Source organism: Streptomyces sp. NPDC053673 (assembly GCF_055585225.1).
Map to the genome: position 1 here is coordinate 326,936 of NZ_JBVJKN010000004.1, position 25,033 is coordinate 351,968.

22 protein-coding genes and 1 tRNA gene are annotated in these 25,033 nt (G+C 70.6%); 19 read left to right on the top strand and 4 right to left on the bottom strand.

Features of this window, described 5'->3' with window-relative positions; translation table 11 throughout:
• Positions 1-25 precede the first annotated feature (25 nt).
• The 3 genes from ACZ6ZQ_RS09070 to ACZ6ZQ_RS09080 all read left to right on the top strand — a co-directional run bounded on the left by ACZ6ZQ_RS09070 (position 26) and on the right by ACZ6ZQ_RS09080 (position 2,605).
• Positions 26-475, top strand: coding sequence for an SRPBCC family protein (locus ACZ6ZQ_RS09070; protein WP_469767896.1), 450 nt, complete (start codon positions 26-28; stop codon positions 473-475).
• A 50-nt stretch (positions 476-525) separates the two neighbouring features.
• A tRNA-Val gene (locus ACZ6ZQ_RS09075) sits at positions 526-597 on the top strand.
• Between the two features lie 337 nt (positions 598-934).
• The gene (locus ACZ6ZQ_RS09080; RefSeq protein WP_469767897.1) at positions 935-2,605 is read left to right on the top strand and encodes a carbohydrate binding domain-containing protein; all 1,671 of its coding nucleotides are present in this window, start codon (positions 935-937) and stop codon (positions 2,603-2,605) included.
• Between the two features lie 178 nt (positions 2,606-2,783).
• On the opposite strand, the gene ACZ6ZQ_RS09085 is transcribed toward ACZ6ZQ_RS09080, so the two are convergent.
• Positions 2,784-3,512, bottom strand: a complete 729-nt coding sequence (locus ACZ6ZQ_RS09085) for an exonuclease domain-containing protein (RefSeq protein WP_469767898.1) — start codon at positions 3,510-3,512, stop codon at positions 2,784-2,786.
• Positions 3,513-3,832: 320 nt separating this feature from the next.
• Here ACZ6ZQ_RS09085 and ACZ6ZQ_RS09090 point away from each other — a divergent pair, with 320 nt between their 5' ends.
• The 3 genes from ACZ6ZQ_RS09090 (at position 3,833) to thrS (ending at position 7,987) form a co-directional block, all read left to right on the top strand.
• Positions 3,833-4,396 (top strand): DUF4365 domain-containing protein, encoded by a 564-nt coding sequence (locus ACZ6ZQ_RS09090; protein WP_453668124.1) that lies wholly within the window; start codon positions 3,833-3,835, stop codon positions 4,394-4,396.
• A complete protein-coding gene (locus tag ACZ6ZQ_RS09095; RefSeq protein WP_469767970.1) occupies positions 4,396-5,664 on the top strand; it encodes a hypothetical protein in 1,269 nt (422 codons plus the stop codon). The genes ACZ6ZQ_RS09090 and ACZ6ZQ_RS09095 overlap by 1 nt, the downstream gene beginning before the upstream one ends.
• Before the next feature lie 346 nt (positions 5,665-6,010).
• Positions 6,011-7,987 (top strand): threonine--tRNA ligase, encoded by a 1,977-nt coding sequence (gene thrS / locus ACZ6ZQ_RS09100; protein WP_469767899.1) that lies wholly within the window; start codon positions 6,011-6,013, stop codon positions 7,985-7,987.
• Between the two features lie 50 nt (positions 7,988-8,037).
• Here thrS and ACZ6ZQ_RS09105 read toward each other — a convergent pair whose 3' ends face one another.
• Positions 8,038-8,730 carry a potassium channel family protein gene (locus ACZ6ZQ_RS09105; protein WP_469767900.1) on the bottom strand — a complete coding sequence of 231 codons (693 nt, stop codon included), beginning with the start codon at positions 8,728-8,730 and terminating at the stop codon, positions 8,038-8,040.
• Between the two features lie 66 nt (positions 8,731-8,796).
• Between ACZ6ZQ_RS09105 and ACZ6ZQ_RS09110 the strand changes: the two genes are divergently transcribed.
• Positions 8,797-9,357 (top strand): HIT family protein, encoded by a 561-nt coding sequence (locus ACZ6ZQ_RS09110; protein WP_453668752.1) that lies wholly within the window; start codon positions 8,797-8,799, stop codon positions 9,355-9,357.
• A gap of 83 nt (positions 9,358-9,440) precedes the next feature.
• Here the strand turns inward: ACZ6ZQ_RS09110 and ACZ6ZQ_RS09115 are convergent, their stop codons facing one another.
• Positions 9,441-11,096 (bottom strand): hypothetical protein, encoded by a 1,656-nt coding sequence (locus ACZ6ZQ_RS09115; RefSeq protein WP_469767971.1) that lies wholly within the window; start codon positions 11,094-11,096, stop codon positions 9,441-9,443.
• A gap of 209 nt (positions 11,097-11,305) precedes the next feature.
• Positions 11,306-13,513 carry an elongation factor G-like protein EF-G2 gene (locus ACZ6ZQ_RS09120; RefSeq protein ID WP_469767901.1) on the bottom strand — a complete coding sequence of 736 codons (2,208 nt, stop codon included), beginning with the start codon at positions 13,511-13,513 and terminating at the stop codon, positions 11,306-11,308.
• Positions 13,514-13,769: 256 nt separating this feature from the next.
• On the opposite strand from ACZ6ZQ_RS09120, the gene pgsA reads away from it, so the two are divergent.
• The 12 genes from pgsA to secD all read left to right on the top strand — a co-directional run bounded on the left by pgsA (position 13,770) and on the right by secD (position 25,033).
• On the top strand, positions 13,770-14,441 hold the full coding sequence (pgsA, locus tag ACZ6ZQ_RS09125; protein ID WP_469767902.1) for a phosphatidylinositol phosphate synthase: 672 nt from the start codon (positions 13,770-13,772) through the stop codon (positions 14,439-14,441).
• Positions 14,438-15,367 carry a phosphatidylinositol mannoside acyltransferase gene (locus ACZ6ZQ_RS09130; protein ID WP_469767903.1) on the top strand — a complete coding sequence of 310 codons (930 nt, stop codon included), beginning with the start codon at positions 14,438-14,440 and terminating at the stop codon, positions 15,365-15,367. The genes pgsA and ACZ6ZQ_RS09130 overlap by 4 nt, the downstream gene beginning before the upstream one ends.
• Positions 15,364-16,524, top strand: coding sequence for a glycosyltransferase family 4 protein (locus ACZ6ZQ_RS09135; RefSeq protein ID WP_469767904.1), 1,161 nt, complete (start codon positions 15,364-15,366; stop codon positions 16,522-16,524). Before ACZ6ZQ_RS09130 ends, ACZ6ZQ_RS09135 begins: the two co-directional genes overlap by 4 nt.
• Before the next feature lie 507 nt (positions 16,525-17,031).
• Complete coding sequence (locus ACZ6ZQ_RS09140; protein ID WP_469767905.1) at positions 17,032-17,577, top strand: LemA family protein; 546 nt, start codon at positions 17,032-17,034, stop codon at positions 17,575-17,577.
• A gap of 98 nt (positions 17,578-17,675) precedes the next feature.
• Positions 17,676-18,587 carry a pyridoxal 5'-phosphate synthase lyase subunit PdxS gene (pdxS, locus tag ACZ6ZQ_RS09145; RefSeq protein WP_453668760.1) on the top strand — a complete coding sequence of 304 codons (912 nt, stop codon included), beginning with the start codon at positions 17,676-17,678 and terminating at the stop codon, positions 18,585-18,587.
• On the top strand, positions 18,587-19,177 hold the full coding sequence (pdxT, locus tag ACZ6ZQ_RS09150) for a pyridoxal 5'-phosphate synthase glutaminase subunit PdxT (protein ID WP_469767906.1): 591 nt from the start codon (positions 18,587-18,589) through the stop codon (positions 19,175-19,177). The genes pdxS and pdxT overlap by 1 nt, the downstream gene beginning before the upstream one ends.
• Before the next feature lie 63 nt (positions 19,178-19,240).
• Positions 19,241-19,993, top strand: a complete 753-nt coding sequence (locus ACZ6ZQ_RS09155) for a YebC/PmpR family DNA-binding transcriptional regulator (protein ID WP_469767907.1) — start codon at positions 19,241-19,243, stop codon at positions 19,991-19,993.
• Positions 19,994-20,186: 193 nt separating this feature from the next.
• On the top strand, positions 20,187-20,717 hold the full coding sequence (gene ruvC / locus ACZ6ZQ_RS09160; RefSeq protein ID WP_469767908.1) for a crossover junction endodeoxyribonuclease RuvC: 531 nt from the start codon (positions 20,187-20,189) through the stop codon (positions 20,715-20,717).
• Positions 20,714-21,316, top strand: a complete 603-nt coding sequence (gene ruvA / locus ACZ6ZQ_RS09165; protein ID WP_469767909.1) for a Holliday junction branch migration protein RuvA — start codon at positions 20,714-20,716, stop codon at positions 21,314-21,316. The genes ruvC and ruvA overlap by 4 nt, the downstream gene beginning before the upstream one ends.
• Positions 21,317-21,374: 58 nt before the next feature.
• Positions 21,375-22,457: a Holliday junction branch migration DNA helicase RuvB gene (ruvB, locus tag ACZ6ZQ_RS09170; protein WP_453666260.1), complete on the top strand. Its 1,083-nt coding sequence runs from the start codon at positions 21,375-21,377 to the stop codon at positions 22,455-22,457.
• Positions 22,458-22,621: 164 nt separating this feature from the next.
• The gene (gene yajC / locus ACZ6ZQ_RS09175; protein ID WP_469767910.1) at positions 22,622-23,137 is read left to right on the top strand and encodes a preprotein translocase subunit YajC; all 516 of its coding nucleotides are present in this window, start codon (positions 22,622-22,624) and stop codon (positions 23,135-23,137) included.
• A gap of 147 nt (positions 23,138-23,284) precedes the next feature.
• A complete protein-coding gene (gene secD / locus ACZ6ZQ_RS09180) occupies positions 23,285-25,033 on the top strand; it encodes a protein translocase subunit SecD (RefSeq protein WP_469767911.1) in 1,749 nt (582 codons plus the stop codon).

Consider the following 25,033-nt stretch of genomic DNA (forward strand, 5'->3'; position numbering starts at 1 on the left):
CTCGGTGCGCGCGCAGACTCGGAGCATGGACTGGTGCCACTACCGATTCCGCAGTCTCTGGGAGCTGCCCGCCCCGCCCCCCGTCGTGTTCACGGTGCTGGAGCAGGCGGAGGAGTACCCCCGCTGGTGGCGCCAGGTCCGCGAGGTCACTCCGCTCGGTGACGGCAGCGGCATCGCCCGCTTCCGCTCCTTCCTCCCGTACGACCTCGTCGTCACCGTTCGGGAGCGACGTCGCGACCCGGACTCGCTGGTGCTGGAGGTGGAGCTGACCGGTGACCTCGCCGGCTGGGCCCGCTGGACCCTGGCGGCGCGCGCCGACGGCGGCACCAGCGCCCGTTACGACCAGGAGGTGGAGGTGCGCCGTCCGCTGATGCGGCGCCTCGCGGTGCCCGGGCGTCCGGTCTTCCTGGCCAATCACGCGCTGATGATGCGCGGCGGGCGGCGCGGACTCACGGCGTATCTGGCGGGGGTCTGAATGGAGTTTGAAGGAAACCCGCCGGTACCTGTATGGTTCAGTGCGTTCCCGGGCGATTAGCTCAGTGGGAGAGCGCTTCGTTCACACCGAAGAGGTCACTGGTTCGAACCCAGTATCGCCCACCGGGAGAGGCCGGTCCGTCAGCAGACGGACCGGCCTTCTGTTGTTGTCCCGGTTCTCCCTGCCTTAACGGGAGTCCTTCGCCGATGGCCCCTGTGTCGTCGCAGGACTTCCGGCGGGGCGTCGCTCCGGCCCCCGAAAAGGCGTAGGCCGACCGTCAGGGGTTTCGCCTCTTCCTGGCAGGTCGTCAGAGCTGTTGTATGCAGTGCGAGTTGCCGCCGCGCTCCCGGCTCTTGACGAGGACACGCTGATTCGCTTCAATCCGCCACACAGGTCCAGACCAATCGTGGCGCCGCGACAGGTCCGCCGAACCGTCCCCACCCCTCACCGGGAGGTCACGTGCGTTCCCGACACCGCCTGCTGGCGGGCCTCAGTGCGGCGTTGCTGGCCGCGGCCGCCGCAATCGCCCTGCCCAGCACCGCCCAAGCCGCGAATCTGCTCAGCAACCCCGGTTTCGAGACCGGATCCCTGTCCGGCTGGTCCTGCACCGGCGGACTCGGCTCGGTCGTCAGCAGCCCCGTGCACAGCGGCACGAAAGCACTCGCCGGAGCGGCGAGCACGAGTGACAACGCCAAGTGCACCCAGACCGTACAGGTCCAGCCCAACACCGCGTACTCGCTCTCCGGCTGGGTGCGCGGCAACTACGTCTACCTCGGCGTCACCGGCGGCCCGTCCACATGGACCCCGTCAGCCACCTCGTACACCCGGCTCACCGTCGGCTTCACCACCGGCGCCTCGCAGACCACCGCCGAGATCTACGTCCACGGCTGGTACGGCCAGGGCACGTACAACGCCGACGACATCAGCCTCGACGGCCCCGGTGGCGGAGGCGGTGGCGACACCCAGGCGCCCAGCACGCCCGGCAATCTGCGCTCCACCGGCAAGTCGTCCTCCAGCGTCTCGCTCGCGTGGAACGCCTCCACCGACAACGTCGGCGTCACCGGCTACGACGTCTACCGCGGCTCCACCCTCGCGACCACGGTGACCGGCACCGGTGCCACTGTCTCCGGCCTCGCGGCGAACACCTCGTACAGCTTCACCGTCCGTGCCCGCGACGCGGCCGGCAACGTCTCACCCGCCTCGTCCGCAGTGAGCGTGACCACCGATCCGGGCGGCGGTGGCGGCGGTGGCTTCAAGCAGGCCGCGCCCTACCTCTACCTCGGCTGGGGCGATCCGCCGAGCGCCTCATCCGTGATGAGCGCCACCGGCGTCAAATGGTTCACCATGGCCTTCATCCTGTCCTCCGGCGGCTGCAACCCCGCCTGGGACGGCAACCGGCCGCTCACCGGCGGCACCGACCAGTCCACCATCAACGCGATCCGCGCCGCGGGTGGCGACATCGTCCCGTCCATCGGCGGCTGGAGCGGCAACAAGCTCGGCCCCAACTGCTCCACCCCCGCGGCGCTCGCCGGTGCCTACCAGCAGGTGATCAACGCGTACGGACTGAAGGCCATCGACGTCGACATCGAGAACTCCGACGAGTTCGAGAACGAGGTCGTCCAGGACCGCATCCTCAACGCCCTGAAGATCGTCAAGCAGAACAACCCCGGCCTGAAGACCATCATCACCTTCGGCACCTCCACCACCGGCCCGACATGGTGGGGCAACCGGCTCATCGAGCGGTCCAACGCGCTCCAGGCGAACATCGACGTCTTCACGATCATGCCGTTCGACTTCGGCGGCGGCGCCGACATGTACGGCAACACCGTGAACGCCACCGAGGGGCTCAAGACCAAGCTCAAGAGCACCTTCGGCTGGGACGACGCCACCGCCTACGCCCATATCGGCATCTCGGGCATGAACGGCCTCAGCGACCAGCAGGAGCTGACCAGCCCGGCGATCTGGACCCAGATCAAGGACTGGGCCAACTCCCACCACATCGCACGGCTGGCCTTCTGGTCGGTCAACCGCGACCGGCCCTGCCCCGGCGGCGGAGTGACCAGCAACTGCTCCGGAATCAGCCAGAACAACTGGCAGTTCACGTCCATCACCGCCGGATTCACCGGCTGAACCACGGCCCTGTCCGGGTGCCCCGCCACCGCGGGGCGCCCGGGTTCAGGGCCTGTCCCTTGACTCAGGCCCTGGGCCCTGTCCGGGCGATCTGGTCGGGCCCGCGACGCTCCCCCAGAGCTTCGCCTGGGTGGGCGTGCCGGGCGTCGCGCGCCAGGCGGGATTTGCCAGACACGGCCTAGGCGGCCTGGGCCGGAAGCTCGGGCCGCAGCGGCCACGCCGGATCGACCGACTCCTCCGAACCGTTCCGCGCGAACCACGCCTGCAGCCCGCGCGCCTGCGCCGCGTGCCACACCGCCTGCAGCGTGTGCAGCTCCGCCGGGGAAAGCCGGTCCAGGCGGGTGGCGAAACGACGCCCCACCTCCCGTACGACCTCCAGCGCGGCGGTCGCGTCGGCCGACGCGTCATGCGCCCCGTCCAGCTCGACCCCGTACTGCGCGCACAGATCCGTGAGCGTGCGCCGGCCCTTGCGGTAGCGGTCCAGATGCTTGTCGAGGACCCGCGGGTCCAGGACGCACAACGGCACATGCTCCAGATAGTGCGCCAGCGACGAGGCCCGATGGCGGCGCAACTCGCGGTCGAGCAGCGTCAGATCGAACGGCGCGTTCATCACCACGAGAGGCCTGCCCGCCGCGCACTGCTCGGCCAGCGCCCGGCCTATCTCCTCCATCACCGGAGCCGGCCACCGGCCGTTGCGCTGCAGATGCTCGTCCGTGAGACCGTGCACGGCCGTGGCCTCCTCGGGCACCGGTATGCCCGGATTGACCAGCCAGCCGGTAACGCGCGCACGTCCTCCCGCCGAATCCTGGACGACGAGCGCCGCGGAGACGATGCGGTCCTCCTCGACGTCCACTCCTGTTGTCTCGGTGTCAAATGCGGCCAGGGGCCCCTCATACCATCGCGTCATCCCCGAACTCCTCGCCCATGCCTGGCAGATGGCGTGATCCCCCTGCCCGAATCGGTGATACCCGGCCTGTTTGCGCAGTACGCAAGCGGGTGACAACACAGATGACGGGGCGTGAGGTTGACGGCCCGTCGCGTGAGCCGAAGGGGCACGCGGGCGTTGACAGGGAGACTGCGATCGATGTGCGGCTACCGCAGCGCGCGGAGACTGCGAGGAACGCGCAGTCGAGCACGATCGACCGTCGTCAGACGCGTGAGCGCCCCGGAGGCGAACCGAGCACATCGGGGAAATCGATCGGCACAGCCCGGAAGGCAGACGGAGCCATGGCGCTCGCGCAGCCCGAACCGGGTGCGCTGCCCGAGCGGACCGTACCGCTGCGCGGGGCACTCGCCACCACCGCCTGCATGGAGACCCTCCAGGTGGGGTATCTGCACGCCGTCGCTGCAGCAGCCGGCTGCTCGCTGTCCCAGCCCTTCCCTGACAACGGGATCGACTGGCACGTCAGCCACAGCGCCCCCGGACACACCGTCGACGACGAAGTGACCATCAAGGTGCAGTTGAAGGCCACCTACCAGATCCCGCCGCACCCACCCGGGCCGGCGTTCTCCTTCACGCTCGACAACGAACACCTGGTGAAGCTGGCCCGCACACCCGTGTCGGTCCACAAGATCCTCGTCGTCATGATCGTGCCGAGGACCCGCGAGGAGTGGCTGCGCGCCAGCCACGACCGGCTCGATCTGCGGCACTGCTGCTACTGGACCAACCTGGCCGGCCACCCGGTGACGGGCCGGCGCAGGACCACCGTGCGGATCCCGACCGCGCGCATCTTCGACGACCGGGCGCTCTGCGAGATCATGACCCGGGTCGGGGTGGGAGGCAGACCGTGATGCACCGCCCGATCGACGAACCCGTACAGCCGCACTCCGGCTCCCACCCGCTGCCGCATCCGCATCCGCTGCCACTACCACTGCCGGACGACGTGCCCGCGCCCTGGTACGGCAGCGAGGGGCCCGACCCCGCGCATGTCGACCCCCTCGTGCTGGGCGCGCTGCTCGACCGGCACGGCTGGCGGCGGCGCGGCGGCGCTCCGGGACGGTACGCGCGATGGACCCCACCCGGTCCGGCCTCCGGGAGCACGAGCCTGCTCGTCCCGGAGAGCCGGGCCTTCCCCGACTGCGAGGACCTGCTGGGCGAGGCGCTCACGGCCCTCGCCCGCTCCGCCGCGCCCTCCGCCCGCGAGGTGCTCGTCAGCCTCGCCGTCCCCAGCGACGAGATCCGCTGGTGGCGTGACGTACCGCAGGGTCCCTCGGGTGCGGTGGCCTGGACCGTCCAGGAACAGCTGAGGTCCGCGGCCCGGCAACTGCTGCTCGCCGGCGCGCTCGCCGCCCGCGGCCGGGCCGGGTACTACGGCGCGCGGCACCGCCGGCAGGCGCAGGCGGCACTGGAGGGTGTGCTCGTCGGGCCGGCGCCCGGCGGCCGCGGGCTGACCGCCTTCGTTCCCGTGGAGCCCGGCCGCTCCGTCGTCGTACGCCTCCACCAGGCGCTGCACGCCACCCGCGAAGCCGTCGACTACCAGCGCGCGACCGGCGGGATGGAGGCCTTCGACACCGCGGTCGAGGCCGGGGTCAGCCGTGAGCTGACGGAGGCGGTCGTCGCACTGGTGCGCGGCGCCGAGGGGGCGCGGATCGCCCTGGCCTGGTCACCCGCGGCCGGGGTGCCCGAAGGCTGCGCGGCGCGACCGGAGCCCATCGAGTTCTCGCCGGGCGATCTGCCCGCGCTGCGGGCGGCCGGCGCCCGCTATCTGCGCGACGAGCCGTCCGTACCCGTCCGCGTCACCGGCGCGGTGGTACGGATGCGGCGCTCCGGCCCGCGTGGCGAAGGGACAGTACGGCTGCGAGTGCTCGCGGGCGCGGAGGTACCGCATGTACGGGCCGTCCTCGACGAGGAGTCGTACCGCATTGCCGGACACGCCCATCTGGTCGGGCTCCCCATCCGGGTCATCGGCCGGCTGGAGAGCCGTGGCGGCTTCCGCCGGCTCACCGACGCGACGGGTGTGGTGCCGGTGCAGGTGGACGAGGCGGAGCGGGACCGGCTGATGAAGGCGCTCCACGAGAACCTCGACTTCTTCGAAGAAGCGTGCGGCGGCGACGACTGACGACCGACGGGTTGGGCGCCTCCGCCGTCACGGCGGGGGCGCCCCCCTGGGGCTCCGCCCCGGGCCCCGGACGCCCTTCGGGCGGGCTTCGCAGCGCGCCGGCGCCGCCGGGTGGGCCGGTGTGCCCGTCCTCGAACGCCGGACGGGCCAGGAATGAGCCCGGCCGGGGCCCCACGACCGCAGCGCGCAGGGGAGATCGAGGCGCGGGGTCCGGGGCGGAGCCCCGGCCGTTGCAGCGGCTCGCCCCCGGAGAAACCGTTTCGCGAGCGGCCTGCACGGCTCGGTAGCATGGCGTAATGCATGCGCGATGTGTCAGTGCGTGCTCCCCCTCAGACAGGAGAGACCGGTGTCAGACGTCCGTGTGATCATCCAACGCGATTCCGAGCGGGAAGAGCGAGTGGTGACGACGGGCACCACGGCAGCCGAGCTCTTCGCCGGCGAGCGCACCGTGATCGCCGCGCGGATCGCGGGGGATCTGAAGGACCTCTCGTACCAGGTGAAGGACGGCGAGGCCGTCGAGCCCGTCGAGATCTCCTCCGAGGACGGCCTCAACATCCTGCGGCACTCCACCGCGCATGTCATGGCGCAGGCCGTGCAGGAGCTGTTCCCGGAGGCCAAGCTCGGCATCGGCCCGCCGGTCCGTGACGGCTTCTACTACGACTTCGATGTCGCGAAGCCGTTCACCCCCGAGGATCTCAAGGCCATCGAGAAGAAGATGCAGGAGATCCAGAAGCGCGGCCAGCGCTTCTCGCGGCGCGTCGTCACCGACGAGGCCGCCCGCGAGGAGCTCGCCGACGAGCCGTACAAGCTGGAGCTCATCGGCATCAAGGGCTCCGCGTCGACCGACGACGGCGCGAATGTCGAGGTGGGCGGCGGCGAGCTGACCATCTACGACAACCTGGACGCCAAGACCGGCGAGCTGTGCTGGAAGGACCTCTGCCGCGGTCCCCACCTGCCCACCACCCGTAACATCCCGGCGTTCAAGCTCATGCGCAACGCGGCGGCGTACTGGCGCGGCAGCGAGAAGAACCCGATGCTGCAGCGCATCTACGGCACCGCCTGGCCGTCCAAGGAAGAGCTGAAGGCCCACCTGGACTTCCTCGCCGAGGCCGAGAAGCGCGACCACCGCAAGCTGGGCAACGAGCTGGACCTGTTCTCCTTCCCGGACGAGGTCGGCTCCGGTCTCGCGGTCTTCCACCCCAAGGGCGGCGTCATCCGCCGGGTCATGGAGGACTACTCGCGCAAGCGCCACGAGGAGCACGGCTACGAGTTCGTGTACTCGCCGCACGCGACCAAGGGCAAGCTGTTCGAGAAGTCGGGCCACCTGGACTGGTACGCCGAGGGCATGTACCCGCCCATGCAGCTCGACGAGGGTGTGGACTACTACCTCAAGCCCATGAACTGCCCGATGCACAACCTGATCTTCGACTCGCGCGGGCGTTCCTACCGTGAACTGCCGCTGCGCCTCTTCGAGTTCGGCACCGTGTACCGGTACGAGAAGTCGGGCGTCGTGCACGGCCTCACCCGGGCCCGCGGCTTCACCCAGGACGACGCGCACATCTACTGCACCAAGGAGCAGATGGCGGAGGAGCTGGACACCACGCTCACCTTCGTCCTCGACCTGCTGCGCGACTACGGTCTGACCGACTTCTACCTGGAGCTGTCCACCAAGGACCCGGAGAAGTTCGTCGGCTCCGACGAGGTCTGGGAGGAGGCCACCGAGGTGCTGCGGCAGGTGGCCGAGAAGCAGGGCCTCCCGCTCACCCCCGACCCGGGCGGCGCGGCCTTCTACGGCCCCAAGATCTCCGTCCAGGCGAAGGACGCGATCGGCCGTACCTGGCAGATGTCCACGGTCCAGCTCGACTTCAACCTGCCGGAGCGCTTCAACCTGGAGTACACCGGCCCCGACGGCACCAAGCACCGCCCGGTCATGATCCACCGTGCGCTGTTCGGCTCCATCGAGCGCTTCTTCGCGGTGCTGCTCGAGCACTACGCGGGTGCCTTCCCGGCGTGGCTGGCGCCCGTCCAGGCGCTGGGCATCCCGATCGGCGACGCTCACGTCCCGTATCTGCAGGAGTTCGCCGCCAAGGCGAGGAAGCAGGGACTGCGCGTCGAGGTGGACGCCTCCTCGGACCGTATGCAGAAGAAGATCCGCAACGCCCAGAAGCAGAAGGTGCCCTTCATGGTCATCGCGGGCGACGAGGACATGGAGAACGGCGCGGTGTCCTTCCGCTACCGCGACGGTTCCCAGGAGAACGGCATTCCGGTCGACGAGGCCATCGCCAAGATCGCGAAGGTTGTCGAGGAGCGCACCGAGATCTGATGGGGCCCGCGGTCCCTCAAGGCCCGCGGTCCCTCAAGGCCCGCGGTGCCTTATGGAGAGGCCCCTGGAGGACGCCCGTCCTCCGGGGGCCCTTTCTCGTCCTCCCGGGCGAAGATCTGGACCAGCCAGGACGAGAACGAGCCGGTCACCGCACCCAGCAGGGCCAGCCCGCAGATCATCATCCCGACGGCGATCAGCCGGCCCAGCCGCGTCACCGGCGTCACGTCCCCGTACCCGACGGTCGTCAGCGTCTCGCTCGCCCACCACAGGGAGTCCCCGAAGGTACGGATCGTCGCCCCGGGTGCCCGGTGTTCCTGGTGGTAGACGGTGAGCGCCCCCGAGTAGCCCAGCAGGACCGCCGTCACGCCCGCGTACGCGATCACGCGTGCGTGCAGGCTGAGCCGCGGCTGGTCCCGGTGTCGCTGCACCGCGGTGTAGACCTTGAGCAGCCGCAGGGGGCGGAGCAGCGGGAGGACCAGGACCAGCGTGTCCAGCCAGTGGGTCCGCAGGAAGCGGTGCAGCCGCTGTCCGCTCAGCCGGAGCCGCACCACGTAGTCGGCCGTGAACCCCATCCACATCAGCAGCATCACCGCGAACGCGATCTCCCGCCAGATCCGGTCCACGTCCCCGGCCAGGACGCGCACCGAGTAGGCGGCGAGAAAGACCAGTGAGGCCCAGAACAGTGGCAGCTCGACCCGCCCCTCCCAGCGCTGGAGCGGGGTCTCTCCTTCGTCGACGTCCATCGGCCCAGCATCGCGGGCGTCCTCCGGGTCCGCCCCCGGCGACACGTTCCGGACGGGCGAAGTCATATGCTGCACCACATGACGAGTGAGCCGGAGCAGCAGATCGGAGTCGGCATCCAGGACGCCTTCCAGCGCCTGTGGACGCCCCATCGGATGGCCTACATCCAGGGCGAGAACAAGCCGACCGGGCCCGGGGCCGAAGACGGCTGTCCCTTCTGCTCCATCCCCGCCAAGTCCGACGAGGACGGACTCGTCATAGCGCGCGGCGACAGCGTGTACGCCGTGCTCAACCTGTACCCGTACAACGGCGGGCATCTGATGGTGGTGCCCTACCGGCACGTCGCCGACTACACGGACCTCGACGAGCCGGAGACCGCCGAGCTCGCCGCGTTCACCAAGCGGGCGATGACAGCGCTGCGGACGGCCTCCGGGGCGCACGGCTTCAACATCGGCATGAACCAGGGCACCGTCGCCGGGGCCGGCATCGCGGCCCATCTGCACCAGCACGTCGTGCCGCGCTGGGGTGGCGACACCAACTTCATGCCGGTCGTCGGCCACACCAAGGTGCTGCCCCAACTCCTCGCCGACACCCGGAAGATGCTCGCGGACGCCTGGCCGCCGGCGTAACGCCGCAACGCCGTCGTACGACACAGCCCGCGGGGCACCCCCTACGGCCATGGGCAAGGCCAGGGCCTGATACCGGACAGGCCCTACGCGTCGTAGGCGTCCGCCTTGCGCGGCGACGCGTCCTGCACCAGACCGCTGACGATCATGGACCGGTTGCTGAAGCGCTCGGTGTTCACGCCGTTCTCCTCCAGCACCTTCATCGCGGCCGCGTGCGTCACCCGCAGCACCGGCGTCGCCGCGCGCATCGCGTCGTCCGCCATGAAACGGTGCCGCCAGGGCTGCTCCGCCCAGGCGTGCCGCAGCCCGAACGGCTCGGGGAGCACCAGCTTCCCGCCGAGGAAGTCGAGCAGCGGCGGATACCAGGTGAAGGGCGCCCGGACCGCGAGCCGCACCACCTCGCGCGTCTCCACCAGCGGAAGATGCCGCTCGACGGTCTCCCAGAACCGCACGGTCTTCGCCACCTCGACCGTCTTGGGCGTCGGCTTGGTGGTGAACAGGGAGTGGACCGGGCCGAGCGCGTGGCCGGTCACCTCGATGCGCAGCGTCTCGTACAGCACCGTCACCGTGATCAGCATGGTGATCACCAGCTGGCCGTCCCACAGGGTGAACTGCACGCCCAGATAGTGGCGGTTGCCGCTGCCGAACTGCTGGTGGTCGCAGATCCGCTGTATCTCGTGGCGCTTCACCTGGAACGTGTCCACGTCCTGGCCCTCGGGCCGGGCCACCTCCTTCGCGCCCTCCCCGACCGGCACCACGATCCAGTGCTTCACGGACGGCTTGGGGAAGCCCCCCGTGTGCAGCGGGCCGCGCTGCAGCAGCGTCAGCTGATCGTGAATGACCTTGATGACGTCCCAGCTGCGGAACTGGTGGAACTCCTTGCCCGGCTCCTTGGCCACCAGCTCCTCGGCGAGCTGCCAGCTGCCCCAGCGGGTGCCCATGCCGAGTATTCCCTTGGGGCCGGCGTAGAAGACCGAGTTCGACTGCTGCTCGGCCGTGAGCTTCTCCAGGGCCTGGCGCAGCTGCTCGGCGGCCGTCTCGTTCGGATTGCCGGGGACGGCCTCGGGAACCTTGGCTCCGATGGCGCCCCCGGAGAGCAGGCTCTCCCAGCGCTCCCGCATGTCCTTCGCGGTGGACTCGCAGATCCGCTTCGCCAGCAGCCAGCCGATGACCGGGGCGACGATCATCCCGCGCAGGTAGTACGCCCAGAGGCCGGTGAACGGCAGCCGGACCAGAAAGATCACCGCCAGGCCGGCGACGGCGACCAGCAGCGCCGTACCGAGCGCGCCCGCGCGCTTGTCCTGCGCCCCCGCGATCGTCCGCCGCAGCTGGAAGATACCCATCCACAGCAGCAGTCCGGGCAGGAACAGCAGCCCGAACAGCACCATGACCACGGTCAGCCGTGCATCCCGCTCCTTGCGGATCCTGGTCGCCGCGAGCGCGTGCTCCACCACGGCCTGCGGCTCGGTGCCGAACGACTGGATGAGCGGCTTACGGGCCCCGCCCAGCATCCGCACCTGCACGGCCCGCGAGAAGGCCTCGCCCAGATTCGGCTCGAAGAGCGAGAACTTGCCCTTCTTCACCGTCGACTCGTGCCACTCGTTGTTGGCCTTCAGTATCTCGTCGACCGGGGTGTCACGGTACGCGGCGGACGCGAGGGCGTGGGTCGCGGCCGTCTGGCCGGCCGAGCCCTGCAACGGGACCTGCGCCCCGGGAGAGAAATCGAATGCCTGGTCCGCCACTGCCGCCCCCATCGCCGCCACCGTCCGCACTGCGGCCTGTTCCCAACTACCGCGCCCCGCACACCTTCTGAGCTGGGCACCCCAGCGTATCCGGGCACCGGCCCACCCGTCAGCACCACCTGAAATGCTCACCCGGGAGAGGTCCACGCCCCGAAGTGCCGCCCGCCGCAAGGGAAACACGGCGGGCGGCACCGGGGCCGCACTCCCGACTAGGTGCCGGATTCCGCCTGTTCACGGATCTTGTCCGCGAGCTGCGGAGGCATCGCCTCATGCCGCGCGTACGAGCGGTCGAAGCGGCCCGTGCCGTGCGAGATGGACCGCAGATCCACCGCGTACCGTCCGATCTCGATCTCCGGCACCTCGGCCCGTACCAGTGTCCGGCCGGGACCTGCCTGTTCGGTGCCGATCACACGGCCGCGCCGCCCCGACAGATCGCTCATCACCGGCCCGACGTACTCGTCGGGCACCATGACCTGCACCTCGGCCACCGGCTCCAGCAGATGGATCCGCACCTCGGCCGCCGCCTCGCGCAGCGCCAGCGCGCCCGCGGTCTGGAACGCGGCGTCGGACGAGTCCACGGAGTGTGCCTTGCCGTCCAGCAACGTCACCCGGACGTCGACCAGGGGATAGCCGGCCGCCACACCACGGGCCGCCTGCGCGCGGATCCCCTTCTCCACGGACGGGATGAACTGCCGGGGCACCGCGCCGCCCACGACCTTGTCGACGAACTCGACACCGGAGCCGGGCGGCAGCGGTTCGACCTCGATCTCGCAGATCGCGTACTGCCCGTGGCCGCCGGACTGCTTCACATGCCGGCCGCGCCCGGCCGACGGCTCGCCGAACGTCTCCCGCAGCGACACCTTGTGCGGGACCACGTCGACCTGGACTCCGTAGCGGCTGCGCAGCCGCTCCAGGGCCACATCCATATGGGCTTCGCCCAGGCACCACAGCACGACCTGGTGCGTGTCCTTGTTCTGTTCGAGCCGCATCGTCGGATCCTCGGCGACCAGCCGGGCGAGACCCTGCGAGAGCCGGTCCTCGTCCGCCTTGCTGTGCGCCTGGATGGCCAGGGGCAGCAGCGGGTCCGGCATCGCCCACGGCTCCATCAGCAGCGGATCGTCCTTGGCGGAGAGGGTGTCCCCGGTCTCGGCTCGCGACAGTTTCGCGACGCACGCGAGATCGCCCGCGATGCACTGGCCGACCGTGCGCTGCTGCTTGCCGAACGGCTGGGACAGTGCGCCGACGCGCTCGTCGACGTCGTGGTCCTCATGCCCGCGGTCCTCCAGGCCGTGGCCGGACACATGCACGGTCTCGTCCGGCCGCAGCGTGCCGGAGAAGACCCGGACCAGCGACAGGCGCCCGACATACGGGTCGGAGGCGGTCCTGACCACCTCGGCGACCAGCGGCCCTGCCGGATCGCAGCTGATCTTCGGGCCCGCCTTGCCCGCCGGGGTGGTGACCACCGGGGCCTCCCGCTCCAGCGGGGTCGGGAACCCGCCGGTGATCAGCTCCAGCAGCTCGACCGTGCCGAGGCCCTGCTTCCCGCCGTCGGAGGGGGGTGCCGCGGCGAGCACGGGATGGAAGACGCCCCGCGCGACGGCCTTCTCCAGGTCGTCGATGAGCGTCTTGACGTCGATCTCCTCACCGCCGAGATAGCGGTCCATGAGGGTCTCGTCCTCGCTCTCCGCGATGATCCCCTCGATGAGCCGGTTGCGGGCCTCCTCGATGAGCGGCAGCTGGTCGGGGCCCGGAGGCGTCTCCGTACGCTCTCCGGACGAGTAGTCGAACAGCTTCTGCGACAGGAGCCCGATCAGTCCGGTGACCGGGGCGTGTCCGTCCGCCCCCTCGGGACCGTTCAGGGGCAGATAGAGCGGCAGTACGGCGTCGGGATCGTCGCCGCCGAAGATCTGCCCGCAGACCCGGGTGAGCTCCTCGTAGCCGGTGCGCGCCGTCTCCAGGTGGGTGACCACGATCGCCCGGGGCATCCCGACCGCGGCGCACTCCTCCCACACCATGCGCGTCGAACTCGCGACGGCGTCGGCCTCCTGGGCGGCCGACACAACGAAAAGGGCCGCGTCCGCGGCTCGCAGACCGGCCCTGAGTTCCCCGACGAAGTCGGCGTATCCGGGGGTGTCCAGCAGATTGATCTTGTACCCGCCCCATTCCACCGGTACGAGGCTGAGCTGTACGGAACGTTGCTGGCGGTGCTCGATCTCGTCGTAGTCGGAGACCGTGCCGCCGTCCTCGACCCGGCCCGCCCGGTTGACCGCTCCCGTGGCCAGCGCGAGAGCCTCGACCAGCGTCGTCTTGCCCGATCCACTGTGGCCGACCAGCACCACATTCCGAACGGATGTCGGCCGGTCGGCCGTCGTAGCCCTGCCGGCGGCTCCGGGCTGTGCGTTCGCCTTGTCGCCCATGATTCGTTCCTCCCGACTGATTGCACGGTGAGGTGAGGGCGCGGACCGGGGGAGCCGCGATGGGGGGTACCCCCGGCCGGAGTCCGGGGGGCTCCGGCGATGCCCGCGGTTGTCTTTCGAGCTTTCCACTCCCGTCACGGTGCGTCCATACGTCGTACGCGACCGGGCCAGGCCGCTGGCGTGGAACGTGCCTGGCTACGATGGGCCAGCCGGTGGCCGTTGGGGCCGCGCGGCCCACCGACCCCTCGGGAAGGCCATGCTGAACAAGTACGCGCGTGCGTTTTTCACGCGTGTCCTCACACCGTTCGCCGCGTTTCTGCTCCGCCGCGGAGTGACTCCCGACGCCGTCACCCTCGTCGGCACGGCCGGAGTCGTGGCGGGCGCACTGGTCTTCTTCCCGCGCGGAGAGTTCTTCTGGGGGACGATCGTCATTACCCTGTTCGTCTTCTCGGACCTCGTCGACGGGAACATGGCGCGCCAGGCCGGGACCTCCAGCCGCTGGGGCGCCTTCCTCGACTCGACCCTGGACCGGGTCGCCGACAGTGCCATCTTCGGCGGATTCGCGCTGTGGTACGCGGGCAAGGGCGACGACAATGTGCTGTGTGCGGTCGCCATCTTCTGTCTGGCGAGCGGTCAGGTCGTCTCGTACACGAAGGCGCGCGGCGAGTCGATCGGACTGCCGGTCGCGGTGAACGGGCTGGTGGAGCGGGCGGAACGGCTGGTGATCTCGCTGGTCGCGGCGGGGCTCGCCGGGCTGCACGGATTCGGCGTACCCGGAATCGAGATCCTGCTGCCGATCGCGCTGTGGATCGTGGCGGTGGGCTCGCTGGTGACGCTGGGGCAGCGGGTGGTGACGGTACGCCGGGAGGCGGCGGAAGCGGACGCCGGGGCCTCTCCGCACGGGACCTCGCAGGGGAGTGGGGCATGAGCGCTGCCAAGGAGCGGCTGACCGACGCGCTGTACGGACTGGGCTGGGGGACGGTCAAGAAGCTCCCGGAACCGGTGGCCGCCGCGCTGGGCCGCAGAATCGCCGACACCGCGTGGAAGCGGCGCGGCAAGGGCGTGCTGCGTCTTGAGGCCAATCTGGCCCGGGTGGTCCCGGACGCGGGACCGGAGCGGCTCGCCGAGCTGTCGAAGGCCGGTATGCGCTCCTACATGCGGTACTGGATGGAGTCCTTCCGCCTGCCGACCTGGAGTCAGGAGCGGGCCAAGAGCAGCTTCGACCCCACCGGCGTGCACAATCTGACCGACGCGATGGCCGCCGGCAAGGGCGCCGTCCTCGCCCTTCCGCACCTCGCCAACTGGGACGTCGCGGGGATCTGGGTCACCCGTGCCCTGGGCATCCCCTTCACCACGGTCGCCGAACGGCTCAAGCCGGAGACCCTCTACGACCGGTTCGTCGCCTACCGCGAGTCGCTGGGCATGGAGGTCCTGCCGCACACCGGCGGCTCCGCCTTCGGCACGCTCGCCCGGCGGCTGCGCGACGGCGGCATGGTGTGCCTGGTCGCCGACCGCGACCTGTCCGCCTCGGGCGTCGAGGTGAAGTTCTTCGGCGAGACGGCCCGGATGCCCGCGGGGCCCGCGCTGCTCGCCCTGCAGACCGGCGCCCCGCTGCTCCCCGTGACCCTCTGGTACGACGAGACCTCGGTCATGAAGGGCCGCATCCACCCGCCCCTCGACGTACCCGAGACAGGTACGCGGGCCGAAAAGACGTCTGTGATGACACAGGCGCTGGCAGACGCCTTCGCCACGGGAATCGCCGACCACCCGGAGGACTGGCACATGCTGCAGCGGCTGTGGCTCGCTGACCTGGACCGCGGGGACACGGGTGACACAGGGGAGCGGCAGACGTGAGGATCGGTATCGTCTGCCCCTACTCGTGGGACGTGCCCGGTGGTGTCCAGTTCCACATCAGGGACCTGGCGGAGCATCTGATCCGGCTCGGGCACGAGGTGTCCGTCCTCGCCCCGGCGGACGACGACACGCCCCTGCCGCCGTACGTCGTCTCGGCGGGACGGGCCGTGCCCGTGCCGTACAACGGCTCGGTCGCCCGGCTCAACTTCGGCTTCCTGTCCGCGGCGCGGGTGCGGCGCTGGCTGCACGACGGCACGTTCGACGTGATCCACATCCATGAGCCGGCCTCGCCGTCGCTGGGGCTGCTGTCCTGCTGGGCGGCGCAGGGGCCGATCGTGGCCACGTTCCACACGTCGAATCCGCGATCGCGGGCGATGATCGCGGCGTACCCGATCCTGCAGCCCGCGCTGGAGAAGATCAGCGCGCGGATCGCGGTGAGCGAGTACGCGCGCCGGACGCTCGTGGAGCATCTGGGCGGTGACGCGGTCGTGATCCCGAACGGGGTGGACGTCGACTTCTTCGCCAGGGCCGAGCCGAAGGCGGAGTGGCAGGGCGACACGCTCGGGTTCATCGGCCGGATCGACGAGCCGCGCAAGGGTCTGCCGGTGCTGATGAAGGCCCTGCCGAAGATCTTCGCCGAGCGGCCGGCGACGCGGCTGCTGGTGGCGGGCCGTGGCGACGAGGAGGAGGCGGTCGCCTCCCTCCCCGAGGAGATGCGCTCGCGGGTGGAGTTCCTCGGCATGGTCAGCGACGAGGACAAGGCACGGCTGCTGCGCAGCGTCGATGTGTACGTCGCGCCCAACACGGGCGGTGAGAGCTTCGGGATCATCCTCGTCGAGGCGCTGTCGGCGGGCGCGCCGGTCCTCGCGTCCGACCTCGACGCGTTCGCCCAGGTCCTGGACCAGGGCGCGGCGGGCGAACTCTTCGCCAACGAGGACGCGGACGCGCTGGCCGAGGCGGCGCTCCGGCTGCTGGGCTCCCCGGGGCGCCGCGCGGAACTCCGTGACCGGGGCAGCGCGCACGTCCGGCGCTTCGACTGGTCGACGGTGGGCGCGGACATTCTCGCGGTGTACGAGACGGTGACGGACGGCGCGGCGTCGGTCGCGGCGGACGAACGTCCGGGGTTGCGCGCGCGCTTCGGACTCGCGCGGGACTGAGGCGTAGCCCTCCGGGGGTGCGGGGTGCGCGTGCGGGTGCGGTGTTGCCCGGTACCGCGGGTGACCCGGTGTGTCCGTCCTCAATCTCCCCCTACGCCCTGCGGGCGTGGGGGGACCCCCAGACGGGCTTGGTGCGGCTGCTGCCGGTGGGGGGTGGGGCGGGGCCCCTCCGGGCTCGACTCCTCGGGGCGGCATCCGGCCCGGGACCCATGAGCCCCGGCACGATGCCGCCCCTGCGGGGCCGACCCTGCACGGCCCCACCCCTGCCCGTCCGCCGACTGCGGGCCGTGGGTGGTGGGGTCCGTTTGCGCCAGGTCCGGTCACCGGGTGCGGGCCGTGGGTGGGTTGGGCACCGGCTCCCCTTCCGGGGGCTGGGGGCGGAGCCCTCAGTTCCGGGAAGGGGCGGGGTGGGGGGAACACATCCTTCCGGCGCGGCACGCAGAGCGTTCCCCGCACGGGGCAGGGGCACAGACCCCGGAGGTCAGGGCACCGGTAGCCTTGCCGCCCGTGACCGCAACCTTGATCTGGACACTCGTCGGGCTCATCGCCATCGGGCTGTACCTCAGCTGGACCGCCGGACGGCTCGACCGGCTGCACGCGCGGATCGACGCCGCCCGCGCCGCGCTGGACGCCCAGCTCGTGCGGAGGTCATCGGTCACGCAGGAGCTCGCGACGTCCGGCGTGCTGGATCCGGCCGCGTCGATCGTCCTGTACGAGGCCGCGCACGCGGCCCGCCAGGCCGATGAGGAGCAGCGCGAGGTCGCCGAGAGCGAGCTGAGTCAGGCACTGAGGGCGGTCTTCGCGGAGCAGGCACAGGTGGACGCGGTCCGGGAGGCCCCGGGCGGCGAGGACGCCGCCGGGGAGCTGGCCGCGGCGGTGCGGCGCGTACCCATGGCGCGCCGGTTCCACAACGACGCCGTACGCGCCGCGAGGGCGCTGCGGCGGCACCGCAAGGTGCGGTGGTTCCGGCTCGCCGGACACGCCCCCTTCCCCCTCGCGTTCGAGATGGACGACGAGCCCCCCGCGGCGCTCGCGGACCGCCCGGGATCCTGAAAACGAGCCACGGGCTCCCCATTGGCCCTTGCGGTGGACTGGTCGCGGAGGGTTTTCTCTCGGTGCACCAATACGTCACATCCGAGTGAGGTTGATCCGTGAGCACGCTTCCCACCCCCCCGCAGGCCCCCGAGACCGGCACCGCGCGCGTCAAGCGCGGCATGGCCGAGCAGCTCAAGGGCGGCGTGATCATGGACGTGGTCAACGCCGAGCAGGCGAAGATCGCCGAGGACGCGGGCGCCGTCGCCGTCATGGCCCTTGAGCGGGTCCCGGCCGACATCCGCAAGGACGGCGGCGTGGCCCGGATGTCCGACCCGAACATGATCGAGGAGATCATCGAGGCGGTCTCCATCCCGGTCATGGCCAAGTCCCGGATCGGCCACTTCGTCGAGGCCCAGGTCCTGCAGTCCCTCGGTGTCGACTACATCGACGAGTCCGAGGTGCTGACCCCGGCCGACGAGGTCAACCACTCCGACAAGTGGGCGTTCACGACCCCGTTCGTGTGCGGCGCCACCAACCTGGGCGAGGCTCTGCGCCGGATCGCCGAGGGCGCGGCCATGATCCGCTCGAAGGGCGAGGCCGGCACCGGCAACGTCGTCGAGGCCGTCCGCCACCTGCGCCAGATCAAGAACGAGATCGCCAAGCTGCGCGGCTTCGACAACAACGAGCTGTACGCCGCCGCCAAGGAGCTGCGTGCCCCGTACGAGCTTGTCGCCGAGGTGGCCCAGCTCGGCAAGCTGCCGGTCGTGCTGTTCTCCGCCGGTGGTGTCGCCACCCCGGCCGACGCCGCGCTGATGCGCCAGCTCGGTGCCGAGGGCGTCTTCGTCGGCTCCGGCATCTTCAAGTCCGGCGACCCGGCCAAGCGCGCCGCCGCCATCGTGAAGGCCACCACCTTCTACGACGACCCGAAGATCATCGCGGATGCCTCCCGCAACCTGGGCGAGGCCATGGTCGGCATCAACTGCGACACCCTCCCCGAGGCCGAGCGCTACGCGAACCGGGGCTGGTAATGACCACTCCCGTTATCGGTGTCCTGGCTCTCCAGGGCGACGTACGGGAGCACCTGATCGCCCTGGCCGCGGCTGATGCCGTGGCCAGGCCGGTCCGGCGCCCCGACGAGCTCGCCGAGGTCGACGGCCTCGTCATACCGGGCGGCGAGTCCACCACCATCTCCAAGCTGGCCCATCTCTTCGGCATGATGGAGCCGCTGCGTGAGCGGGTGCGCGCAGGAATGCCGGTGTACGGCACCTGCGCCGGCCTGATCATGCTCGCCGAGAAGATCCTCGACCCGCGCTCGGGCCAGGAGACGATCGGCGGCATCGACATGATCGTGCGCCGCAACGCCTTCGGCCGGCAGAACGAGTCGTTCGAGGCCGCTGTGGCGGTCAAGGGCATCGAAGGCGACCCCGTCGAGGGCGTCTTCATCCGGGCCCCGTGGGTCGAGTCCGTGGGCGCCACGGCCGAGGTGCTCGCCGAGCACGGCGGTCACATCGTCGCCGTACGGCAGGGCAACGCGCTGGCCACCTCGTTCCACCCGGAACTGACCGGGGACCACCGCGTGCACGCGCTGTTCGTGGACATGGTGCGCGCCGCGCACTGACCAGGTCCCGGTAGGATCACAGGCGAACGCAGCAGAGATTGGTTACGCGAAGGAGACAGGCAGATGTCCGGCCACTCTAAATGGGCCACGACGAAGCACAAGAAGGCCGTGATCGACGCCAAGCGCGGCAAGCTCTTCGCGAAGCTGATCAAGAACATCGAGGTTGCGGCCCGTACGGGCGGCGCCGACGTCGACGGCAACCCGACCCTCTTCGACGCCATTCAGAAGGCGAAGAAGAGCTCGGTTCCGAACAAGAACATCGACTCCGCTGTCAAGCGTGGTGCCGGCCTCGAGGCCGGTGGCGCCGACTACGAGACGATCATGTACGAGGGTTACGGCCCGAACGGTGTCGCGGTGCTCATCGAGTGCCTCACCGACAACCGCAACCGCGCCGCCTCCGACGTCCGTGTCGCCATGACCCGCAACGGCGGCTCCATGGCCGACCCCGGCTCGGTGTCGTATCTCTTCAACCGCAAGGGCGTTGTCGTTCTGCCCAAGGCAGAACTGTCCGAGGACGACGTGCTCGGCGCGGTCCTGGACGCGGGCGCCGAGGAGGTCAACGACCTCGGCGAGAACTTCGAGGTCATCAGCGAGGCCACCGACCTCGTCGCGGTCCGCACCGCGCTGCAGGAAGCCGGCATCGACTACGACTCGGCCGAGGCCAACTTCGTCCCGACCATGCAGGTCGAGCTGGACGAGGAGGGTGCGCGCAAGATCTTCAAGCTGATCGACGCGCTGGAGGACAGCGACGACGTGCAGAACGTCTTCGCCAACTTCGATGTCTCGGACGACGTCATGGAGAAGGTCGACGCCTGATCCGGCCGCCTGACCGGCTGCTCAACGGGCTTCGTACGACGGGCCGACGGGGACACACCCCGTCGGCCCGTCGCGTTGTCGGAGGCAGCGGTTAGTCTGACGACCGCGACCATGGATTGAGCAGCAAGGACGGCGAGTGGCCGGCTCCGCGAGAGCGGCGGGGGTTCAGCTGCAAAGAAGGGAGGGGTGGCGCGTGCGCGTGCTGGGGGTGGACCCGGGGCTGACCCGGTGCGGAATCGGCGTGGTCGAGGGCGTCGCGGGCCGCCCGCTGACGATGCTCGGCGTCGGTGTCGTGCGCACCCCCGCCGATGCGGACATCGCCCACCGGCTGGTCGCCATCGAGCGCGGCATAGAGGAATGGCTGGATACGCACCGGCCCGAACTGGTCGCGGTGGAGCGGGTGTTCAGCCAGCACAATGTGCGTACCGTCATGGGTACGGCCCAGGCCAGCGCGGTCGCCATGCTCTGCGCCGCCCGCCGCGGCCTGCCCGTCGCCCTGCACACCCCGAGCGAGGTCAAGGCCGCCGTCACCGGCAGTGGCCGCGCCGACAAGGCGCAGGTCGGCGCAATGGTGACGCGGCTGCTGCGGCTCGACGCCCCGCCGAAACCCGCCGACGCGGCCGATGCCCTCGCCCTCGCCATTTGTCACATCTGGCGGGCCCCTGCCCAGAACCGGCTCCAGCAGGCCGTCGCCCTGCACGCAGCGAAAGGCCGCACTTCATGATCGCCTTTGTGAGCGGCCCGGTGGCCGCCCTCGCTCCCACCACCGCCGTGATCGAGGTCGGCGGCGTCGGCATGGCCGTCCAGTGCACGCCGAACACCCTGTCGGAGCTGAGGATCGGTCAGGAGGCCAGGCTCGCCACGTCGTTGGTCGTGAGAGAGGACTCCCTCACGCTCTACGGATTCGCGGACGACGACGAGCGGCAGGTCTTCGAGCTGCTCCAGACCGCGAGCGGTGTCGGCCCGCGCCTCGCCCAGGCGATGCTCGCCGTGCACAGCCCCGACGCGCTGCGGCGCGCGGTCGCGACCGACGACGAGAAGGCGCTGACCGCCGTCCCCGGTATCGGCAAGAAGGGCGCCCAGAAGCTGCTGCTCGAACTGAAGGACCGGCTGGGTGAACCGCTCGGCTCCGCGCCGGCCGTCGGCGCCCCGGTCAGCCAGTCCTGGCGCGACCAGCTGCACGCCGCGCTGATCGGCCTCGGCTACGCGACGCGCGAGGCCGACGAGGCGGTCACCGCGGTCGCGCCGCAGGCGGCGGGCGGCGCGCCGGACGTGGGCCGGCTTCTGAAGTCCGCTCTCCAGACCCTCAACCGCACCCGCTGACCCGCAGCCCCCGATCCGCGATCCGCTGAAACCCGCCGAACCCGCGAGGCAATCCACTGTGAACTGGGACGACACCGCACCGCCGACCGACGACTCCGCCGACGGACGGCTTGTCGGCGCGGCCGCCGACGGGGAGGACCAGGCCGTCGAGGCGGCGCTGCGCCCCAAGTCGCTCGACGAGTTCGTCGGCCAGGAGCGGGTACGGGAGCAGCTGGACCTGGTCCTGAAGGCGGCCCTCGCGCGCGGCGCCACCGCCGACCACGTCCTGCTCTCCGGCGCGCCCGGACTCGGCAAGACCACCCTCTCCATGATCATCGCGGCGGAGATGGGCGCCCCGATCCGCATCACCTCCGGCCCCGCCATCCAGCACGCCGGTGATCTCGCGGCGATCCTGTCCTCCCTCCAGGAGGGCGAGGTCCTCTTCCTCGACGAGATCCACCGCATGTCGCGGCCCGCCGAGGAGATGCTCTACATGGCGATGGAGGACTTCCGGGTCGACGTCATCGTCGGCAAGGGCCCCGGCGCCACCGCCATCCCGCTGGAGCTCCCTCCGTTCACCCTGGTCGGCGCCACGACCAGGGCCGGACTACTGCCGCCGCCGCTGCGCGACCGCTTCGGCTTCACCGCGCACATGGAGTTCTACGAGCCCGCCGAGCTGGAGCGGGTCATCCACCGCTCCGCCAGGCTCCTCGACGTCGAGACGGACACCGAAGGCGCCGCCGAGATCGCCGGCCGCTCCCGCGGCACGCCCCGAATCGCCAACCGGCTGCTGCGCCGCGTCCGGGACTACGCCCAGGTCAAGGCGGACGGCCGGATCACCCGCGACATCGCAGCCGCGGCCCTCGGGGTGTACGAGGTGGACGGGCGCGGCCTCGACCGGCTCGACCGGGCGGTGCTGCAGGCCCTGCTCAAGCTGTTCGGCGGCGGGCCGGTCGGCCTGTCGACCCTCGCCGTGGCCGTGGGGGAGGAGCGTGAGACCGTCGAGGAGGTCGCCGAGCCGTTCCTGGTACGGGAGGGGCTGCTGGCCCGCACTCCGCGCGGCCGGGTGGCGACGCCCGCGGCATGGGCGCATCTCGGCCTCGTACCGCCGCAGCAGCAGGGCGCGGGCGCAAGCGGACAACAGGGCCTGTTCGGGGCGTGACGGCGCGGAGGGTCGCCGGGCCGGGAACCGGGGTGCCATGCTGGGCGTTGTTCCATCGATGCGGACTCGCTTAGACTCCGCCGATGCCGCCCGTCCAGGACGGCGTACCCACCCCCGTAGATCAGGCCGCTCCCCATCGCGGTCGTGCGAAGGAATTCCGTCCCGTGGATATCGTGACCCTTCTCCCCTTCATCGTGCTCATCGGGGCCATGTTCCTGATGACCCGCTCTGCCAAGAAGAAGCAGCAGGCGGCGGTGAACATGCGGAACCAGATGCAGCCCGGCGCCGGCGTGCGGACCATCGGCGGCCTCTACGCCACCGTCAAGGACGTCAACGACGACACGGTCCTCCTCGAGGCCGCGCCCGGCGTCCACCTCGTGTTCGCGAAGAACGCCATCGGGGCCGTCCTCGACGACGAGGAGTACAACCGCATCGTGCACGGCGACGGTGACAGCGACCTCAAGAGCGACACCCCGCCCGTCCCGGACGACGCGCCCCCTGCGCCTGGCGGCGCGGGAGGTACCCCCACCTCGCTGACCGACGCCGGGGCCCCCGACGACGCCGCGGATGCCAAGATCGACCTGGGCAAGAAGGACGAGGCGGACGACGCCGAGGCCGCGCCCGAGGCCAAGGACGCCAAGGGCGACGACAAGAGCGACGGCGACACCGACGCGAAGTAGCCGCGACCGGGGACCGCGGCGCGCCCATCGGCGCCCGCGGTCCCCGGTGCGTGCCGACTTCTTCCGCGGGGGCAGGTCCCCACAACACTTCGTGGCCGTCACGTCGCACACCCGGCGCGGGACGGTAGGACAGGGAGAAACGAGAAGGTGGCAGCACCGAAGAAGGGCCGAAGGGCGCCGGGAGGTCAGGGCAAGCCGGGGCGTGCCCTGGTTCTGATCCTGGTCGTCATGGCCGCGCTGACCGGCGGGATGTTCTGGTCGGGGCACACCACCCCGCGGCTGGGCATCGACCTCGCCGGCGGTACGACGATCACGCTCAAGGCCGTGCCGGAGCCCGGCAAGGAGAGCTCGGTCAACGAGACCAACATGAACACCGCGGTCGGCATCATCGAGCGCCGTGTGAACGGTCTGGGCGTCTCCGAGTCCGAGGTCCAGACCCAGGGCCGCGAGAACATCATCGTCAACATCCCCAAGGGGACGAACTCGGAGCAGGCCCAGAAGCAGGTGGGCACCACCGCCCAGCTGTACTTCCGCCCGGTGCTCAATGTCGCGGCCGGTGGCCCGGCGACGCCGCAGCCCTCCGCCAGCCCGAGCGCCTCGCCGTCCGGTAAGCCGGGGGACAAGGCCACGGACGGTAAGGACAAGGCGACCGCACCCAGCACCAGCCCCACCACCCAGGGCCGTGCCGTCACCGACGCGCTGAAGGCGCCCACGCCCACCCCGACCGGCCCTGCCACGGACAAGCCGAAGGCCCCCGAGCCGCCGGCGCCGACGCCCACCGGCAACGCTGCCACGGCCGCGGCGGAGAAGAAGTTCACCACGCTGAACTGCCTGGACAAGACGGCCCGTGCCAACGCCGGCAAGGGCGTGAAGCCCGAGGACCCGACCGTCGCCTGCGGTAAGAACAGCGGGGGAATCTGGGAGAAGTACCTCCTGGGCCCGGCCGAGGTCAACGGCAAGGACGTCGACGACGCCAAGGGCGTCCTCGACCCGCAGCGCGGCATCTGGATCGTCCAGATGGACTTCACGAGCGCGGGCTCGAAGAAGTTCCAGGCGATCACCAGCAAGCTGTCGCAGCAGCCCTCGCCGATGAACCAGTTCGCGATCGTGCTCGACGGCGAGGTCGTCTCCGCCCCGCAGGTCAACCAGACGCTCAGCGCGAGCGCCGAGATCTCCGGCAGCTTCGACCAGCAGTCCGCCCAGGACCTGGGCAACATCCTGAGCTACGGCGCCCTCCCACTGAGCTTCCAGGAGCAGAGCGTCACGACCGTCACCGCCGCGCTCGGCGGTGAGCAGCTCAAGGCGGGCCTCATCGCGGGCGCCATCGGCCTCGCGCTGGTCGTGATCTACCTGCTGGTGTACTACCGCGGCCTGTCCCTGGTCGCCCTGCTGAGCCTCCTGGTCTCGGCGATCCTCACGTACACCCTGATGTCCCTGCTCGGCCCGGCCATCGGCTTCGCGCTGAACCTGCCGGCGGTCTGCGGTGCGATCGTCGCGATCGGTATCACCGCCGACTCGTTCATCGTGTACTTCGAGCGCATTCGTGACGAGATCCGCGAAGGCCGAACGCTCCGCCCGGCCGTCGAGCGGGCCTGGCCGCGCGCCCGGCGCACCATCCTGGTCTCCGACTTCGTGTCGTTCCTCGCCGCGGCGGTGCTCTTCATCGTCACCGTCGGCAAGGTCCAGGGCTTCGCGTTCACGCTCGGCCTGACCACCCTGCTCGACGTCGTCGTCGTGTTCCTCTTCACCAAGCCGATCATGACGGTCCTCGCCCGGACGAAGTTCTTCTCGAGCGGCCACCCGTGGTCCGGACTGGACCCGAAGCGTCTCGGTGCGAAGCCCCCGCTGCGCCGCACGCGCCGTGTCTCCGCCCCCATCGACCCGAAGGAGGCGTGA

What these genes read in the sequence shown, in the direction of transcription:
- ruvA (WP_469767909.1), top strand. Translation starts at nt 20,714, where the DNA reads ATGATCGCCTTTGTGAGCGGCCCGGTGGCCGCCCTCGCTCCCACCACC.
- ACZ6ZQ_RS09130 (WP_469767903.1), top strand. Translation starts at nt 14,438, where the DNA reads ATGAGCGCTGCCAAGGAGCGGCTGACCGACGCGCTGTACGGACTGGGC.
- pgsA (WP_469767902.1), top strand. Translation starts at nt 13,770, where the DNA reads ATGCTGAACAAGTACGCGCGTGCGTTTTTCACGCGTGTCCTCACACCG.
- ACZ6ZQ_RS09105 (WP_469767900.1), bottom strand. Translation starts at nt 8,730, where the DNA reads ATGGACGTCGACGAAGGAGAGACCCCGCTCCAGCGCTGGGAGGGGCGG.
- ACZ6ZQ_RS09155 (WP_469767907.1), top strand. Translation starts at nt 19,241, where the DNA reads ATGTCCGGCCACTCTAAATGGGCCACGACGAAGCACAAGAAGGCCGTG.
- ACZ6ZQ_RS09110 (WP_453668752.1), top strand. Translation starts at nt 8,797, where the DNA reads ATGCTGCACCACATGACGAGTGAGCCGGAGCAGCAGATCGGAGTCGGC.
- ACZ6ZQ_RS09095 (WP_469767970.1), top strand. Translation starts at nt 4,396, where the DNA reads ATGCACCGCCCGATCGACGAACCCGTACAGCCGCACTCCGGCTCCCAC.
- ACZ6ZQ_RS09090 (WP_453668124.1), top strand. Translation starts at nt 3,833, where the DNA reads ATGGCGCTCGCGCAGCCCGAACCGGGTGCGCTGCCCGAGCGGACCGTA.
- ACZ6ZQ_RS09120 (WP_469767901.1), bottom strand. Translation starts at nt 13,513, where the DNA reads ATGGGCGACAAGGCGAACGCACAGCCCGGAGCCGCCGGCAGGGCTACG.
- ACZ6ZQ_RS09085 (WP_469767898.1), bottom strand. Translation starts at nt 3,512, where the DNA reads ATGACGCGATGGTATGAGGGGCCCCTGGCCGCATTTGACACCGAGACA.
- pdxT (WP_469767906.1), top strand. Translation starts at nt 18,587, where the DNA reads ATGACCACTCCCGTTATCGGTGTCCTGGCTCTCCAGGGCGACGTACGG.
- ACZ6ZQ_RS09070 (WP_469767896.1), top strand. Translation starts at nt 26, where the DNA reads ATGGACTGGTGCCACTACCGATTCCGCAGTCTCTGGGAGCTGCCCGCC.